Source organism: Cellulomonas sp. ACRRI (genome assembly GCF_022346185.1).
Classification (GTDB): Bacteria; Actinomycetota; Actinomycetes; order Actinomycetales; family Cellulomonadaceae; genus Cellulomonas.
In genome coordinates this window covers 1-16,552 of the sequence record NZ_JAKRMS010000096.1, presented here as the reverse complement: position 1 = coordinate 16,552, position 16,552 = coordinate 1, and the positions used below count along the sequence as shown (strand labels likewise).

The 16,552-nt window shown below is 75.9% G+C and carries 12 protein-coding genes and 1 pseudogene; 9 read left to right on the top strand and 4 right to left on the bottom strand.

What is annotated here, in order from left to right; genetic code table 11:
* The 4 genes from MHY85_RS15465 to MHY85_RS15450 all read right to left on the bottom strand — a co-directional run.
* On the bottom strand, positions 1-1,080 hold a 1,080-nt coding region (locus tag MHY85_RS15465; protein ID WP_255733446.1), incomplete at its 3' end, for an ABC transporter transmembrane domain-containing protein.
* Positions 1,077-3,041 carry a thiol reductant ABC exporter subunit CydD gene (gene cydD / locus MHY85_RS15460; protein WP_308191400.1) on the bottom strand — a complete coding sequence of 655 codons (1,965 nt, stop codon included), beginning with the start codon at positions 3,039-3,041 and terminating at the stop codon, positions 1,077-1,079. The genes cydD and MHY85_RS15465, both read right to left, overlap by 4 nt.
* A gap of 15 nt (positions 3,042-3,056) precedes the next feature.
* Positions 3,057-4,139 (bottom strand): cytochrome d ubiquinol oxidase subunit II, encoded by a 1,083-nt coding sequence (gene cydB, locus MHY85_RS15455; protein ID WP_239197832.1) that lies wholly within the window; start codon positions 4,137-4,139, stop codon positions 3,057-3,059.
* Between the two features lie 10 nt (positions 4,140-4,149).
* The gene (locus MHY85_RS15450) at positions 4,150-5,634 is read right to left on the bottom strand and encodes a cytochrome ubiquinol oxidase subunit I (protein ID WP_239197830.1); all 1,485 of its coding nucleotides are present in this window, start codon (positions 5,632-5,634) and stop codon (positions 4,150-4,152) included.
* 465 nt (positions 5,635-6,099) lie between these two features.
* Between MHY85_RS15450 and MHY85_RS15445 the strand changes: the two genes are divergently transcribed.
* From MHY85_RS15445 to MHY85_RS15405, 9 genes and pseudogenes are all read left to right on the top strand, one after another.
* Positions 6,100-9,351: an Rne/Rng family ribonuclease gene (locus tag MHY85_RS15445; protein ID WP_308191399.1), complete on the top strand. Its 3,252-nt coding sequence runs from the start codon at positions 6,100-6,102 to the stop codon at positions 9,349-9,351.
* A gap of 263 nt (positions 9,352-9,614) precedes the next feature.
* Positions 9,615-9,923, top strand: coding sequence for a 50S ribosomal protein L21 (rplU, locus tag MHY85_RS15440; protein WP_203670265.1), 309 nt, complete (start codon positions 9,615-9,617; stop codon positions 9,921-9,923).
* Between the two features lie 66 nt (positions 9,924-9,989).
* The gene (rpmA, locus tag MHY85_RS15435; protein WP_146839414.1) at positions 9,990-10,244 is read left to right on the top strand and encodes a 50S ribosomal protein L27; all 255 of its coding nucleotides are present in this window, start codon (positions 9,990-9,992) and stop codon (positions 10,242-10,244) included.
* A gap of 88 nt (positions 10,245-10,332) precedes the next feature.
* On the top strand, positions 10,333-11,844 hold the full coding sequence (gene obgE, locus MHY85_RS15430; RefSeq protein ID WP_239197826.1) for a GTPase ObgE: 1,512 nt from the start codon (positions 10,333-10,335) through the stop codon (positions 11,842-11,844).
* 145 nt (positions 11,845-11,989) lie between these two features.
* Positions 11,990-13,138, top strand: coding sequence for a glutamate 5-kinase (proB, locus tag MHY85_RS15425; RefSeq protein ID WP_239197824.1), 1,149 nt, complete (start codon positions 11,990-11,992; stop codon positions 13,136-13,138).
* Between the two features lie 85 nt (positions 13,139-13,223).
* Complete coding sequence (locus MHY85_RS15420) at positions 13,224-14,561, top strand: glutamate-5-semialdehyde dehydrogenase (RefSeq protein ID WP_239197822.1); 1,338 nt, start codon at positions 13,224-13,226, stop codon at positions 14,559-14,561.
* Between the two features lie 71 nt (positions 14,562-14,632).
* Positions 14,633-14,788, top strand: a complete 156-nt coding sequence (locus tag MHY85_RS15415) for a hypothetical protein (protein ID WP_239197820.1) — start codon at positions 14,633-14,635, stop codon at positions 14,786-14,788.
* Positions 14,789-14,813: 25 nt separating this feature from the next.
* The gene (gene nadD / locus MHY85_RS15410; protein ID WP_158375424.1) at positions 14,814-15,416 is read left to right on the top strand and encodes a nicotinate-nucleotide adenylyltransferase; all 603 of its coding nucleotides are present in this window, start codon (positions 14,814-14,816) and stop codon (positions 15,414-15,416) included.
* A 46-nt stretch (positions 15,417-15,462) separates the two neighbouring features.
* A pseudogene (locus tag MHY85_RS15405) lies at positions 15,463-16,552 on the top strand (hypothetical protein); the annotation flags it as partial.

The window sequence follows — 16,552 nt, the reverse complement described above, 5'->3', positions numbered from 1 at the left end:
GGCCGGGGAGGTGCCCGCCCCGTCCGGGGCCGCCGCGTCGTCCAGCACCGCCATCAGCCGGGCCGCCGCGGCCCGCGAGCGGTGCAGCTGGATCGCCGCGGCGGGCAGGACGCTGGTCGCCTCGAAGGCGGCGAGCGGGGTCAGCACGATCACCGCGAGGTCGACCTCGGCGATCCGGCCCGCCGCCAGGGCCGGGACCCCGACCAGCAGCGCGACGAGGACGGCGAGGCCGACCGCGAGGTTGCCGAGCCCCGCGGCGAGGGCGGCAGGCCCGGCGCCGCGGTCCGTGGCCCGGGCGAGCTCGGCGTCGGCGGCGCGCAGCCGGGCGAGCTCCGCACCCGTGCGGCCCTGCACGGCGAGCGGGCCGGCGTCCTCCAGCAGCCCGAGCGACGTGGCGGCCATCTCGGCGCGGGCGGCCGCGGCACGCTGCTCGGTGGTCCGGGCGGCCCGCTGGGCGAGCCACGGGGCGACGACGCCCGCGAGCAGCAGGCACGCGGCGAGCGCCAGCCCGGCCGCGGGCAGGAACAGCCCCATCGCGATCGACGTGCCCAGGCCGAGCACGGCGGCGACCGCGGCGGGCAGCAGGCCGCGCACGACGACGTCGCCGACGGCGTCCACGTCCGCGCCCACCCGGGCGAGGAGGTCGCCGCGGCGCAGGCCGAGCGTCGCGCCGGGCCGGCCGGCGGCCAGCCGCTCGTAGAGCGTCGTGCGGAGCCGCGCCATGCCGCGCAGCGCGATGTCGTGCGAGACCAGCCGCTCCAGGTACCGGAACAGCCCGCGGCCGATGCCGAACGCGCGGACGGCGACGGTCGCCACGGAGAGCTCGAGGACCGGCGGCATCTGCGCGGCGCGGGTGATCAACCAGGCGGACACGGCGGCCAGGGCCACCGCCGAGCCCAGCGCGAGGACGCCGAGCACCACCGCGAGGGCGGCGCGCCGGGGGGCGACGTCGAGCAGCCGCACGGCGCGCCACAGCGGGTCCGCGGCCAGCCGGCGGGTCAGCGGGCCGCCGCGTCCGGCGCCGGGTGCGTCGGCCGGGCGTGCGTCGGCGGGGCGCGGGTCGGTGGTCGCGGTGCTCATCGGTCGCCCTCCGCGGCGGTCGGGGCGGCCCCGGGGCCGGCGGCGGTGCCGGGTGTTCCGGGTGCGCCGGGAGCTCCGGGTGCTCCGCGCCCGCCGACCGCTCCGGCGGCGCCGACCGCGCCGGCGCCGCCGACTGCGCTGCCGACCGCGCCGGCACCGGCGACGGCGACCGTGCCGGAGACGCCGGCCGTGCCGACGAGGGCGGACTCCGCGGCACCGAGGCGGGCGACGGCGGCGCGGGCGGCGGGGGAGCCGCCCGGGCCGCCGTCCGGCTCGTCCGCGGCGGCGAGCGGCGCGGACCGGACCGCGACCACGTCGTCGGCCAGCGCCACGAGCGAGGGCCGGTGCGCGACGAGCAGCACGGTCCGCCCGGCGTCCCTCAGCGCGCGCACCGTCGCGAGCACGACGCGCTCGCCCGCGGCGTCGAGGTGCGCGGTGGGCTCGTCGAGCACGACCAACGGGGCGTCGGACAGCAGGGCCCGGGTGAGCGCGACGCGCTGGCGCTGGCCCACGCTGAGCCCGGCACCGCCGCGGCCGAGGTCGCTGTCCCAGCCGGCGGGGAGCCCCGCGACGACCTCGTCGAGGCCGGTGAGCGCGGCGGCCGCGTCCCGGCGTGCGCGGGCGGCGGGGTCGAGCTCAACGTCCTCGGCCCCGGCGACCAGCCGGCCGACCGACGCGGGGTCGAGGACGGGCCGCTGCGGCAACCACGCGATCTGCCGCCAGTAGCCGTCCGGCTCGACGTCGGCCAGCGGGGTGGTGCGGCCGTCGGCGTCGACCAGCTCGACGGTGCCGGAGTCCGGGCGGAGCAGGCCGAGCAGCAGGTCCACGGTGGTGGACTTGCCCGCGCCGCTCGGCCCGGTGACGGCGACGGTGCGGCCCGGGGCGAGGACGAGGTCGAGGTCGGCGGGAGCGAGCAGGTCCCGGCCGGGCGCGCGCACCGTGACCCCGCGCAGCCGCACGGTCGTCCGGCGGAGGTCGGGGGCGGGGGTGGTGCCCGCGGCGGGGACCGGCGTCTCCAGGACCCGGAACACCTGGTCGGCGGCGGCCACCCCGTCGGTGGACGCGTGGAACTGCGCGCCGACCTGGCGCAGCGGGAAGTACACCTCGGGGGCGAGCACGAGCACGGCGAGCCCGGTGGTGAGGTCGAGGTGGCCGTAGACCAGGCGCAGCCCGATGCCCACCGCGACCAGGGCGACCGCCAGGGTGGTGAGCAGCTCCAGGACCATGCCGGACAGGAACGCGATCCGCAGGGTGCCCATCGTGGCGCGGCGGTGCGCGTCGCCCAGCGCCTGGACCCGCTTGGCGGGGCCGCGCTCGCGCCCGAACGCGCGCAGGGTGGTCAGCCCCGCGACCAGGTCCAGCACCTGGGAGCCGAGCCGCTGCATGACCCGCAGGCTCCGCTCGGAGCGCCCCTGGGTCAGCTGGCCGATCAGGACCATGAAGATCGGCACCAGCGGGATGGTGCCCGCGGCGATCGCGGCCGACACCCAGTCGAGCCCGAGGATCACGACGAGGACGGCCGGTGTGACGGTGGCCGACAGCACGAGCTGCGGCAGGTACTTCACGAAGTAGGGCTCGAGGGCGTCGAGCCCGCGGGTCGCGAGCGTGACCACCCGCGTGCCCTCGCCCTCGGCGAGCCAGCGCGGGCCGAGGGCGGCGGCGCGGGCGACCACCTGCTCCCGGAGCTCGGCGACCGCGCGGGTCGCCGCCCGGTGCGCGTAGCGCTCCTGGACCCCCACGGCGAGCGCCCGCGCCGCGACGACGACGGCCAGCCACCCGACCCGCGGGAGCAGGTCGGGCAGCGTGGCCCCGTCGTGCGCGGCGGCGGCGAGCACCTGCGCCAGCAGGATCGCCTGGGCGATGACCAGGCCGGCCGTGACGATGCCCAGGGCGACCGTCAGGGCCAGGTACCCCCGGGCGGCGCGGGCGTACCGGAGCAGGCGCGGGTCGAGCGGCTTCACGCGGTCGATCGTCCCTCAGGCCCGGGTCGAGCCGTCGGGGGAGGTCCCGCCGTGCCCGGTGGACGCGCCGGCCTTCGCCGTCACCGCGGCGAACGTCAGGCCGGTGTGCTCGGGGATGTGCTCGGCGGAGATGCGCTTGCGGAACACCCAGTACGTCCAGCCCTGGTAGAGCAGGACGACGGGCGTCAGGATCACGGCGACCCAGGTCATGATCGTCAGCGTGTAGTCCGTCGAGGACGCGTTCCGGATGGTCAGCGAGTTGGCCGGGTCGAACGCGGGCATCACGTCGGGGTACATCGAGCCGAAGATCAGCACGACGGCGGCGACGATCACCACGGACGACCAGATGAACGCCCAGCCCTCGCGCCGGGCCCGGGTCGTGAGCACCACCGCGACCAGCGCGACGGCGGCGACGGCCACGACGGCCCAGGTCCACGTGACCGAGTAGGCGAGCTGCGCCCAGATCGCCCACGCCGCGGCGACGACCAGCGTCACCGGCGCCAGGCGCTCGGCCAGCGCGCCGGCCCGCTCGCGCATGTCCCCGGAGGTCTTGAGCGCCAGGAAGACCGCGCCGTGCGTGAGGAACAGCAGCATGGTCACCGCCCCGCCCAGCAGGGAGAACGGGTTGAGCAGCGCCCAGAACCCGCCGACGTACTGGTGGTTCGCGTCGAGCTCGACGCCGCGCACCAGGTTGGCGAACGCGCAGCCCCACAGGAACGCCGGGAGGTAGGAGCCGGTCATGATGCCGCGGTCCGCCCAGCGCCGCCACTGGTCGGTGTTGATCTTGCCGCGCCACTCGAACGACACGATCCGCACGATCAGGCCGACGAGGATCAGCAGCAGCGGGAGGTAGAAGCCGGAGAACAGCGTGGCGTACCACTCCGGGAAGGCCGCGAAGGTCGCGCCGCCGGCGGTGAGTAGCCACACCTCGTTGCCGTCCCAGACCGGGCCGATGGTGTTGATCATCACCCGGCGGTCCTTGTCCTTGCGGCCGAGGAACGGCAGCAGCATGCCGACGCCGAAGTCGAAGCCCTCGAGGACGAGGTAGCCGGTCCACAGGACCGCGATGAGCAGGAACCAGATGAGCGGGAGATCCATGGCCGCCTCCTCAGTACGCGAACGACAGCGGGCGCTCGGCCGCGTCGGGGTCGCCGGGGTCGGGCTGGTTGTCGGGGTTGTCCGGGCTGTAGTCCTTCTCGGTGTCCGCGACGCCCTCCACGGCGTACCGCTTCATCAGGCGGAACCAGAACACCGCCAGGACGCCGTAGACGAGGGTGAACGCGACCATCGAGATCACCACCGTGGTGGGGCTGACCACCTCGGAGACGCCGCGCTCGGTGAGCAGCCAGACGCCGTCGACGCCCGTCGGGTTCGGGTACACCACCCAGGGCTGGCGTCCCATCTCGGTGAAGATCCAGCCGAACGACGAGGCCAGGAACGGGGTCGGGATCGCCCAGATCGCGATCCGGGCGAGCCACTTGTTGTCGGAGACCCGGCCCTTGCGCGTGAACCACAGCGCGGCGAGCGCGAGCGCCACGGAGCCGGCGGCGAGGCCGATCATCAGGCGGAACGCCCAGTAGGTGACGGTCAGGTCGGGGATGTAGTTGACGCCCTCGCCGTACTGCTCCTCGTAGCGCTCCTGCAGGTCGTTGACGCCCTCGATGCGCGACGTGAAGTCGTTGTTCGCGAGGAACGAGGTCAGGCCGGGGATGCTGATGAGGTGCGCGACGCCGTCGCAGTCGTTCGTCAGGTCGCCGATCGCGAGGATCGAGAAGGCGGCGCCGTCCTCGGTCTCGCACAGCGCCTCGGCGGCGGCCATCTTGGTGGGCTGCTGCTCGAACATGAGCTGGCCCTGCGCGTGGCCGGTGATGCCGAGGCCGACGCCGGAGATCAGCATGGTGAACACGCCGAGCAGCACGGCCGGGCGGTAGACCGTGCGGGCCTTCTCGCTGTCGCCCTGGCGGACGAGCCGGACCATCCACCAGGCGGCGATGCCCGCGACGAAGGTGCCGGCGGTGAGGAACGCTGCCGTGACGGTGTGGGGGAACGCCGCCAGGAGCGTGCTGTTGGTGAGGACCGCGACGATGTCGGTCATCTCGGCGCGCCCGGTCTCGGTGTTGAACGTGGTGCCGACCGGGTGCTGCATCCACGAGTTCGCGGCGAGGATGAAGTAGGCGGAGAGGTTGGTCGCGATGGCGACCGCCCAGATCGTGGCCAGGTGGATCTTCTTCGGGAGCTTGTCCCAGCCGAAGATCCACAGCCCGAGGAAGGTCGACTCCACGAAGAAGGCGGCGAGCGCCTCCATCGCCAGCGGCGCGCCGAACACGTCGCCGACGAACCGGGAGTACTCGGACCAGTTCATGCCGAACTGGAACTCCTGCACGATGCCCGTGGCCACGCCGATCGCGAAGTTGATCAGCATGAGCTTGCCGAAGAACTTCGTCAGCCGGAGCCACGTCTCGTTGCCGGTGCGGTACCAGATGGTCTGCATGATCGCGACGAGCGGCGTGAGTCCGATCGTCAGCGGGACGAAGATGAAGTGGTAGACGGTGGTGACACCGAACTGCCAGCGTGCCAGGTCGAGGGCTTCCACGGGGGTGTCCGTCCAGGTGCTGAGGCGAGTGGTGGGGGGCGGTTGACCGGGGGGTCCAACGGCCCAGGTCAGGACCGTCTGTCGACGGTATTGCGCCCCGGTTCACAAGCGTAGGACAAAGGTCCCGCGATCTGACGGGATGTCGTCTCGTTGTGACTCGGTTCACGAGCGTGACCTACCGCACGTCCGCGGGACCTCTGTGCGATACTGGCTCCGGTCTCCCGGGATCCACACACCCCGGGCGCCACCGTGCTCGCCGCACCAGCGCATCGCGCTAGCCAGGCGCCGCCGGCCGGCCGACCCCGACCCAGGGGATCGTGCCGCCAGGCAGGCGATGGCGCCGATCGCCCGTGCAGCGACCGACACCGACGACTTCCGTCGCCGCGGACACGCGAGCGACGACCGACAGCCCGACGGGCGCCGAGCGTGTGGCCGGCGTACCCGGGCGTGCAGGAGCAACCGCGCGTGACGCTCGACAACACCTCGGACAGCACCACCACCGCAGCGCAGACGGGCGGTGAGGCGCCCGTCGAGGCCGCCGCACCCGCCCGCAAGCGCACCACCCGGACCCGCGCCACGCGGGCCGCCAAGGCCGCGGACCCCGCGGCCGAGACCCTGGACTTCAGCGTCGGCGACGGGGCCGCGCCCGCGGGCGCCGCCCCGGCCGACGGGACCGCCCCGGCCGACGCGACCGCCGGGGACGAGGCGCCGGCCAAGCCGGTCCGGCGCCGGGCACCGCGCAAGACCGCGGCGCAGAAGGCCGCCGAGGCCGAGCAGGCCGAGGGCGCCCCCGTCGAGGAGCCGGTCGAGGCCGACGACGTCGTCATCGAGCAGCCCGAGGACGAGCAGGTCGCCGAGGCGGTCGAGCAGGCCGAGGAGACGTCGGCCGCCGCGCCGGAGAGCCGCCTGGACGTGCTCGCGGAGCTCGGACGCTCCCAGCCCGCCGCCGAGCGCGAGCCCCGCCGCTCGCGGGGCCGCCGGTCCGGCAGCCGCAGGGCCGGCGCGCCCGACGCCGGCGCCGGGGACTCCGTCGACCCGCAGCCGGCTCCGGCCGAGCAGCAGCCCGCCGCCGAGCAGCCCGCCGCCGAGCAGCCCGCCGCCGCCACGCCCGCGACCGAGAAGCCCGCCGCGCAGCAGCGCGGTGCCGGTCAGAAGCCCGCCGACCAGGACCGCGCGGCCTCCGCGCGCCTGGCCACCACGGCGCTGCTGTTCCAGGCGCCCGAGGCCCCGCGCCGCCGGCGCCGCGCCCAGGCGCCGTCCGGCTCGCCCGAGGCGATCTCCGCCGCGGCGCAGGCCGACCTCGAGGCCGCGCAGGCGGCCGAGGCGGCCGAGGCCGCTGCCGCCGAGGCGCCGCTGGAGGCGCCCGCCGAGGAGCAGGCCGCCCCGTCGCGCCGCCGCGGCCGCCGTGGCCGGTCGCGGGCGGAGCGCGCCGAGTCCGCCGAGGCCGTCGAGGAGAGCACCGACGCCGTCGAGGCCGAGGACGCCGCCGCGGTCGAGGCGGCTGCGGCCGCCGAGGCCGACGAGGACGCCGAGGAGGCCGCCGCCGAGCGCGCCGACGACGAGGGCGACGAGGGCGCCCCGCGCCGCCGGCGGCGCCGGGGTGGCCGGGGCCGCCGCTCGCGCGCGGGCTCCGACGGCGACCAGGCCGAGGACGACGCCGACCAGCCCGAGGACGGCGACGAGCCGGCCGAGGACGCGGACGAGCGCGAGGACGAGGCCGACGAGCAGGCCGACGGCGACGAGCAGGGCGGCAGCAGCCGTCGCCGTCGCCGCCGCCGCCGGTCCGGCCGCGGGGGCGGGGACACCGAGGGCGAGCAGCAGCAGTCGCCGCGCCGGTCGTCGTCGCGGGGCGGGGACGAGGTGACCGCGCTGCGCGGGTCGACCCGCCTCGAGGCCAAGCGCCAGCGCCGCCGCGAGGGCCGCGACGCCGGCCGTCGCCGCCAGATCATCACCGAGGCCGAGTTCCTGGCCCGTCGCGAGTCGGTCGAGCGCTCGATGGTGGTGCGCGAGGCGGGCGGCAAGACCCAGATCGCGGTGCTCGAGGACGGCGTGCTGGTCGAGCACTACGTGTCCCGCCAGGCGCAGGTGTCGATGGCCGGCAACGTCTACCTCGGCCGCGTGCAGAACGTGCTGCCGAGCATGGAGGCCGCGTTCGTCGACGTGGGCAAGGGCCGCAACGCCGTGCTCTACGCGGGCGAGGTCAACTGGGACGCCGCGGGCCTCGACGGGGGCCAGCCGCGCCGCATCGAGCAGGCGCTGAAGTCCGGCGACCCGGTGCTGGTCCAGGTCACCAAGGACCCGATCGGCCACAAGGGCGCCCGCCTGACGTCGCAGATCACGCTCGCCGGCCGCTACCTCGTGTACGTCCCCGGCGGCGGGATGACCGGCATCAGCCGGAAGCTGCCCGAGCCCGAGCGCGCGCGCCTGAAGAAGATCCTCCGCGAGGTCGTCCCCGACTCCGCCGGCGTCATCGTGCGCACGGCCGCCGAGGGGGCGAGCGAGGAGGAGCTGCGCGCCGACATCGCCCGCCTGCAGTCGCAGTGGGAGGCGATCGAGAAGAAGTCGAAGACCGCCAACGCGCCGGCGCTGCTCCAGGGCGAGCCGGACCTCGCGATCCGCGTGGTGCGCGACATCTTCAACGACGACTTCTCCTCCCTGGTCGTCCAGGGCGACGAGGCGTGGTCGACGATCTCCGGCTACATCGGCGAGCTGGCTCCCGACCTGGCCGAGAAGGTGTCCAAGTACACCGGCACCGGCGACGTGTTCGCGGACCACCGCGTGGACGAGCAGCTCGCCAAGGGCATGGACCGCAAGGTCTGGCTGCCGTCGGGCGGCTCGCTGGTCATCGACCGCACCGAGGCCATGACCGTCGTCGACGTCAACACCGGCAAGTTCACCGGGGCCGGCGGCACGCTGGAGGAGACGGTCACCCGGAACAACCTGGAGGCCGCGGAGGAGATCGTCCGCCAGCTCCGGCTCCGGGACATCGGCGGCATCATCGTCATCGACTTCATCGACATGGTGCTCGAGTCGAACCGCGACCTCGTGCTGCGCCGGCTGGTCGAGTGCCTGGGCCGGGACCGCACCAAGCACCAGGTGGCGGAGGTCACCTCGCTCGGCCTGGTGCAGATGACCCGCAAGCGGGTCGGGCAGGGTCTGGTCGAGGCGTTCTCCGAGACCTGCGAGCACTGCAACGGCCGCGGGTTCATCGTGCACACGGAGCCGGTGGAGAAGCACAACCACAAGCCGGAGGCGGGCGCGCCCCAGCAGCCGGCCGAGGGCGGCGGCGAGGCCAAGAAGCCGCGGCGCAAGCGCGGCGGCACCAAGGAGCAGGCGCCCGCGCCGGCGTCAACGCCCGCCGTGCCGGTGCTGCCGGAGGCGCGCGACGCGGTCAAGGCCACGCTCGCGACGATCGCGGCAGCGGCGGCGCACGCCCACGCCCACGAGGACGAGGAGCACGCGGAGCCCTCGGCCAACGCGGCGGAGCAGGTCGCGCCCGCGGCCTCCGACGGGGTCGCGACGGAGGCCGCCGAGGCCGCCGGTGCGAAGCCCGCGCTCGACGTGCTCGCCGCCCTCGGCGACCTCGCCGCGCGCGCCCCGGAGCAGCCCGCCGAGGCCCGGGCCGCCGGTGAGCCGCACCTCGAGCTCACCCCGGTCGACCCCGGCCTGTTCGAGCTCCCCGAGTCCGAGTCCGACCCCGAGGACGACGCGTCCTGACCGCCTCGGTGGCCGCCCCCCGCGGGTGGGCGGCCACCGGGACGCGGTTTGACCCTCTCGGAGGGTCTGCGTATCCTTGAACGTCGGTGCGCTCTGATGGTGAGCCAGGAACCCTGGTCGCTGCGCAGAGGCACCGTTCGTGCGTGACGCCCCAGCGGCGCCGACCTCCCGAGCTCCGCGGCCACCGCGGTGGCGCGCCGGGACCGGCAGCAGGGCGGGGCGCCCCTGAACCTGAAGTTCGACGAGCAGAGATGAGCAGCAACGTGGTGTACGCGATCGTGAAGGCCGGCGGCCGCCAGGAGAAGGTCGCCGTCGGCGACGTCGTCGTCGTCGACCGGCTCGCGGCCGCGGCCGGCGAGACCGTCGAGCTGCCCGCGCTCCTCCTCGTCGACGGCACCGCCGTGACGTCGGACGCCGCGGCGCTCGCCAAGATCAAGGTCACCGCGGAGGTCGTCCGGGACGAGAAGGGCCCGAAGATCGACATCCTGCGGTACAAGAACAAGACCGGCTACCGCCGCCGCCAGGGCCACCGCCAGGCGCTGACCCGCCTCAAGGTCACCGGCATCAAGTGACCTCGCGGGCCCGGCGGCCCGTGACTCTCTCACCCGTAGACAGCACCGCAGGAAAGCAGGCCTGAGATGGCACACAAGAAGGGCGCGAGCTCCTCGCGCAACGGTCGGGACTCCAACGCCCAGCGTCTCGGCGTCAAGCGCTTCGGCGGCCAGGTCGTCAACGCCGGCGAGATCATCGTCCGCCAGCGCGGCACGCACTTCCACCCCGGCGTGAACGTCGGCCGTGGCGGCGACGACACCCTGTTCGCGCTCGCCGCGGGCTCGGTGCAGTTCGGCACCCGTCGTGGCCGCAAGGTCATCGACATCGTGACGGCGGGCTGACACCGCCGCACCCCAGCACGCTGGCCGGAGGGGCGCACCGCACGACGCGGTGCGCCCCTCCGTCCGTCCAGGAAGGAACCACCCGCACATGGCCGCGTTCGTCGACCGAGTCGTCCTCCACGCCAGCGGCGGTGACGGCGGCCACGGCTGCGCGTCCATCCACCGCGAGAAGTTCAAGCCGCTCGCCGGCCCCGACGGGGGCAACGGCGGCAACGGCGGCAGCGTGATCCTGGTCGTCGACCCGCAGGTCACCACCCTGCTCGACTACCACCACGCGCCGCACCGGCACGCCCCGTCCGGCACCCAGGGCATGGGCGACCACCGCCAGGGCTCGACCGGGCAGGACCTCGTCCTGCCCGTGCCCGACGGCACCGTCGTCAAGTCGACCGACGGCGAGGTGCTGGCCGACCTGGTGGGCGCCGGCGCCACGTTCGTCGTCGCCGAGGGCGGCCACGGGGGGCTCGGCAACGCCGCGCTGTCCTCCCCGCGCCGCAAGGCCCCGGGCTTCGCGCTGCTGGGCGAGCCCGGCGACGCCCGGGACGTCGTGCTGGAGCTGAAGACGATCGCCGACGTCGCGCTCGTGGGCTTCCCGAGCGCCGGCAAGTCGTCGCTGGTCGCCGCGATGTCGGCCGCCCGGCCGAAGATCGCCGACTACCCGTTCACCACCCTGGTGCCGAACCTGGGCGTCGTGCAGGCCGGCGACGCCCGGTACACCGTGGCGGACGTCCCGGGCCTGATCCCGGGGGCGAGCGAGGGCAAGGGCCTCGGCCTGGAGTTCCTGCGGCACGTCGAGCGCTGCGCCGTCCTGGTGCACGTCCTCGACTGCGCGACGCTCGAGCCGGGCCGCGACCCGCTCACCGACCTCGACGTGATCGAGGCCGAGCTCGCCGCCTACGCCGGCGACATCGGCATCGAGGGCGGCCGGGTGCCGCTCACCGAGCGCCCGCGCATGGTCGTGCTCAACAAGATCGACGTCCCCGAGGCCCGCGAGCTCGCCGACCTCGTGCGCCCGGACCTGGAGGCGCGCGGCCTGCAGGTGTTCGAGATCTCGACCGCGAGCCACGAGGGCCTGCGCCCGCTGACGTTCGCGCTGGCCGAGGTCGTCGAGCGGGCCCGCCGCGAGGCGCCGGCCCCCGAGGCGACCCGCGTCGTGCTGCGGCCCAAGGCCGTCGACGAGGCCGGGTTCACCGTCGCGCGGCGCCAGGACGGCGACCACGAGTACTTCCAGGTCCGGGGCACCAAGCCCGAGCGCTGGGTCCGGCAGACCGACTTCGCCAACGACGAGGCCGTGGGCTACCTGGCCGACCGCCTGGCGCGCCTCGGCGTCGAGGAGAAGCTGCTCAAGGCGGGCGCCGTCGCTGGTGCCGAGGTCGTCATCGGCGACGGGCCGAGCGCGGTCGTCTTCGACTGGGAGCCGACGCTGCTCACCGGGTCCGAGCTGCTCGGCGGACCCCGTGGCTCGGACGCGCGCCTCGAGGACCAGAGCCGGCCGACCCGCGGGCAGAAGCGCCAGGAGTACAAGGAGCGCATGGACGCCAAGGCCGAGGCGCGCGCGGAGCTGTGGACCGAGCGCGAGGCCGGCCTCTGGCGCGAGGACTGACCCGGTCCCACCCCGGACCCCTCTCGAGTGGAAGGTCTGGCCGGACACGCCCACGGCGTGTCCGGCCAGACCTTCCACTCGTCGTGCACCCCGGGCCCGTCCGGTCCGCGAACGCCCGACCGGCCGGGGCGCCGCACGGGGGAGAATGCCTCCCGTGAGTGCCGCCGCGTTGTCCGACCGCCGCCTGCTGCCCGAGGTCCGCCGCGTGGTGGTCAAGGTCGGCTCCTCCTCGCTCACGGACGGCACGGGCAAGCTCGACCCGGCCCGGCTGCGCGCGCTCGTCGACGTGCTCGCGGCCCGCGTGAACGGCGGGCACCAGGTCGTCCTGGTGTCGTCCGGCGCCATCGCGACCGGCATGGACCCGCTCGGCCTCGCGCGGCGCCCCCGGGACCTCGCCACCCAGCAGGCCGCCGCGTCCGTCGGGCAGGGCCTGCTGGTCGCGCACTACACGCGGGCGTTCCACGAGCACGGGCTGCGGGTCGGGCAGGTGCTGCTCACCGCCGACGACACGATGCGCCGCACCCAGTACCGGAACGCGCAGCGGGCGCTGGAGCGGCTGCTCGACCTCGGGATCGTGCCGATCGTCAACGAGAACGACACGGTCGCCACGGACGAGATCCGGTTCGGCGACAACGACCGCCTGGCCGCGCTCGTGTCCCACCTGGTGCACGCCGACGCGATGGCGCTGCTGACGGATGTCGACGGCCTGTACACCGGGCCGCCGAACCGGGAGGGCTCGCGCCGGATCGCCGAGGTGCGCGGCCCGAAGGACCTGGACGGGATCGACGTGTCCGCGCGCGGGTCCCGGGTCGGCACCGGCGGCATGGTGACCAAGCTGGAGTCGGTGGCGATCGCGACGGCCTCCGGCGTGCCCGTCGTGCTGACGTCGGCGGCCCAGGTCGCCCCGGCGCTGGCCGGCGAGGACGTCGGCACCTGGTTCGCGGCCACCGGCAAGCGCGCGTCCACCCGGCTCATGTGGCTCGCGTACGCCGCACGCACCCACGGGCGGCTCGTGCTGGACGACGGCGCGGTGAAGGCCGTCGTCGAGCGGGGCACGTCGCTGCTGCCGGCCGGGGTGACCGCGGTCGAGGGCGAGTTCGAGGCCGGCGACCCCGTCGAGATCGTCGGTGCCGACGGCACGGTGGTGGCCCGCGGGCTGGTCGCCTACTCCTCGCAGGAGGCGCCCGGGCTGCTCGGCCGGAGCACCTCCGAGCTCCGCGACACGCTGGGGGAGGGCTACGACCGCGAGCTCGTGCACCGCGACGACCTCGTGCTGGTGCGCCGCCGCCGCTGAGGCGCAGGGGTCGGCGCGCGCCGCCGCCCGGTCGCGCACTGAGACGCACGCCGGGTGCCCGGCCGTCCGGGACTAGGCTGGCGCGATGACCACCTCGCTCGACGCCCCGGCCACGGACGGGGCCCAGCCCTCCGCCGTGCCCGCCGTGCCGTCGGCCGACGACGTCACCGCCCAGGTGCTCGCCGTGGCCCGCCGCGCCCAGGAGGCGTCCCGCGCCCTGGCCGTCGCGACCCGCGGCACCAAGGACGCGGCCCTGCACGCGCTCGCCGACGCCCTCGTCGCGCACGCCGACGCGGTCGTCGCCGCCAACGCCGAGGACCTGGAGCGCGGCCGCGCCGACGGGATCCCGGACGGCCTGCTGGACCGGCTCGCCCTGACGCCCGCGCGGATCGAGGCCATCGCCGGCGCGCTGCGCGAGGTCGCGGCGCTGCCCGACCCGGTCGGCGAGGTCGTGCGCGGCTCGACGCTGCCGAACGGCCTGCGGATGCGCCAGGTGCGCGTCCCGATGGGCGTCGTCGGGATGATCTACGAGGCGCGGCCGAACGTCACGGTCGACGCCGTGGGCCTGACGCTCAAGAGCGGCAACGCGGTCGTGCTGCGCGGCGGCTCCGCGGCCGCCCGGAGCAACGCCGTGATCGTCGACGTGCTGCGCACCGCGCTCGAGGCGCAGGGCCTGCCGGCCGACCTCGTGCAGTCGGTCGACGCCTGGGGCCGCGCCGGCGGCGTCGCGCTCATGCACGCGCGCGGGCTGGTCGACGTGCTCGTGCCGCGCGGCGGCGCCGGACTGATCCAGACCGTGGTCCGCGAGGCCACCGTGCCCGTCATCGAGACCGGCGTCGGCAACGTGCACGTGTACGTCGACGCCACCGCGGACCCCGCCGTCGCGCTGCCGATCCTGCTCAACGCCAAGACGCAGCGCGTCGGGGTCTGCAACGCGGCCGAGACGCTGCTCGTGCACCGCGACGCCGCGGGGGAGTTCCTGCCCTCCGCGCTCGTCGCCCTCGCGCAGGCCGGCGTGACCGTGCACGGCGACGCCGCCACCGCCGCCGCTGCGCCCGCCGGGGTCGAGGTCGTGCCCGCCACCGACGAGGACTGGGCCACCGAGTACCTGTCGCTCGACCTCGCCGTCCGCGTGGTCGACGACCTGGACGCCGCGCTGGAGCACATCCGCACCTGGAGCTCCGGGCACACCGAGGCGATCGTCACCCGCGACCTCGCCGCGTCCGAGCGGTTCGTCGCGGAGGTCGACTCCGCCGCCGTCATGGTGAACGCCTCGACGCGGTTCACCGACGGCGGCGAGCTCGGGCTCGGCGCGGAGATCGGCATCTCCACCCAGAAGCTGCACGCCCGCGGCCCGATGGGCCTGGGCGAGCTCACCACCACCAAGTGGGTGGTGCACGGCGACGGGCACGTGCGGCCCTGACCGGGGTCCGGCGGGCGAGCCGCCGGACGTGCGACACTTGACCCTCACTTCGACCCGTCCGGGAGGACCACGTGAACGCTGCGCTGCGCGTCGCCGAGACCGCCGCCGAGCACACGACCGAGCTGCCGTTCTCGCCCGTGGTGTTCGGCATCACCGCGTTCGGCGTGCTGCTGGCCATGCTGCTGGTGACGTTCGCGTTCCGGAGCGTCGGCACGCGCCACGACTGAGCCACCGCCAGGGGACCCGCATCCGATGACGCAGCGACGAGCCCGGCTGGGCGTGATGGGCGGCACGTTCGACCCCATCCACCACGGCCACCTCGTCGCCGCCAGCGAGGTCGCCGCGCGGTTCGACCTCGACGAGGTCGTGTTCGTGCCGACCGGTGCCCCGTCGTTCAAGCAGGACGTCGAGGTGACGCCCGCCGAGCACCGCTACCTCATGACCGTCATCGCGACGGCGTCGAACCCGCGGTTCACCGTCAGCCGCGTCGACATCGACCGGCCGGGGCTGACCTACACCGTCGACACCCTGCGGGACCTCGCGCACGAGCGCCCCGACGCCGACCTGTACTTCATCACCGGCGCCGACGCCATCGAGCAGATCCTCACCTGGAAGGACTCGCCCGAGCTCTTCGAGCGTGCGCAGTTCGTGGCCGTGACCCGGCCCGGGCACACGCTGACGACCGACGGCCTCCCGGCCGACCGGGTGAGCCAGTGGGAGATCCCGGCGCTCGCCATCTCGTCCACCGACGTGCGCGCCCGCGCACGCGGCGGCAAGCCCGTCTGGTACCTGGTGCCGGACGGCGTCGTCCAGTACATCGCGAAGCACGGTCTGTACCGGGGGAGCGAGTCGTGATCCACGAGATCGCGCGCCGCACCCCCGGTCCCGAGGAGGCCCCGAGATGAGCTCGTCCGGCAGCCCGCTGACCCGACGGGAGCTGCGGGAGCGCGAGGCAGCGCGGCTCGCGGAGCAGGAGCGCGCGGCCGCGGGAGCGCCCGCCGCCACGCCCGAGGCCGCTCGGGCGACCCCGGCGCGCGGCACCCAGCGGGCGCCGGGTGGGTCGCCGACGTCGAGCCCGCGGGCGTCGCAGGCGACCCCGACCCGCACGAGCCCGTCCGCCGCCTCGCCGGCCCCCGCCGCCTCGCCGTCCTCCCGGCGCGCCCTGCGCAGCCAGCCCGTCTCGGCCGTCGGACCGGACGGCTCCGCCGCGCCGTACCAGGTGCCGGGGCTCCAGCCCGAGCAGCCCGTCCGCACCCGCCGGTCCATCCGGACGTCGGACGCCCCGCAGCCGGACGCCGCGCAGCCCGGGACGACCGGCGCCGCGGCCCCGCGAGCGACCGCCCCGGGTGGCTCCGGTGCGGCGAGCGGCTCGGGTGCGCAGGCAGCCGGAGCACGCCCCGCCGGTCCGTCGGTCGCCGGTGCGGGCTCCGCACGCACGGCCGAGCCCGCCTCGGCGCCGCGCGTGCCCGACCTGTGGGCCGCCGCGCAGCGCGACGCGGACGGGTCGGCCGCCCCGGCGACCGGCGCGGCCCCGGCGACCGGCGCGGCCCCGCAGCCGACGCGTCCGGCCCCCACCCGCTCCTCGGGACGCCGACCCGCCACCGGAGCCGCGCCGGCAGACGGCGCGGCCGGCTCCGCCGCGCCCGCGACAGGTCAGGGCGCCCCTGCGACTGGCTCCGCCGCCCCCGCGGCCGGTCAGGGCGGCGCGTCCGCGCCGTGGGCCCGCACCGGCGCGACGGGCGCCGCGGGCGGTGCCGCGGCCGCGGGTCCGGCCACCCCCGGCGCCGCGCCGGTGGGTCGCGCCGCCTCCCGGTCGGCGCAGGGGGTCCCCGGGCAGGCGGTCCCCGGGCAGGGGGCCGCGCCGCACCGACCGTCGGCGACCCCCACCGCGGACCGGTCCACCGGGTCGACCGCCGCGAGCGCGCCCGGGCGAGCGTGGCCCTCGACCGCCCCCGGCACCGCCGGGTCCTCGACCGCCCCCGGGATCGCCC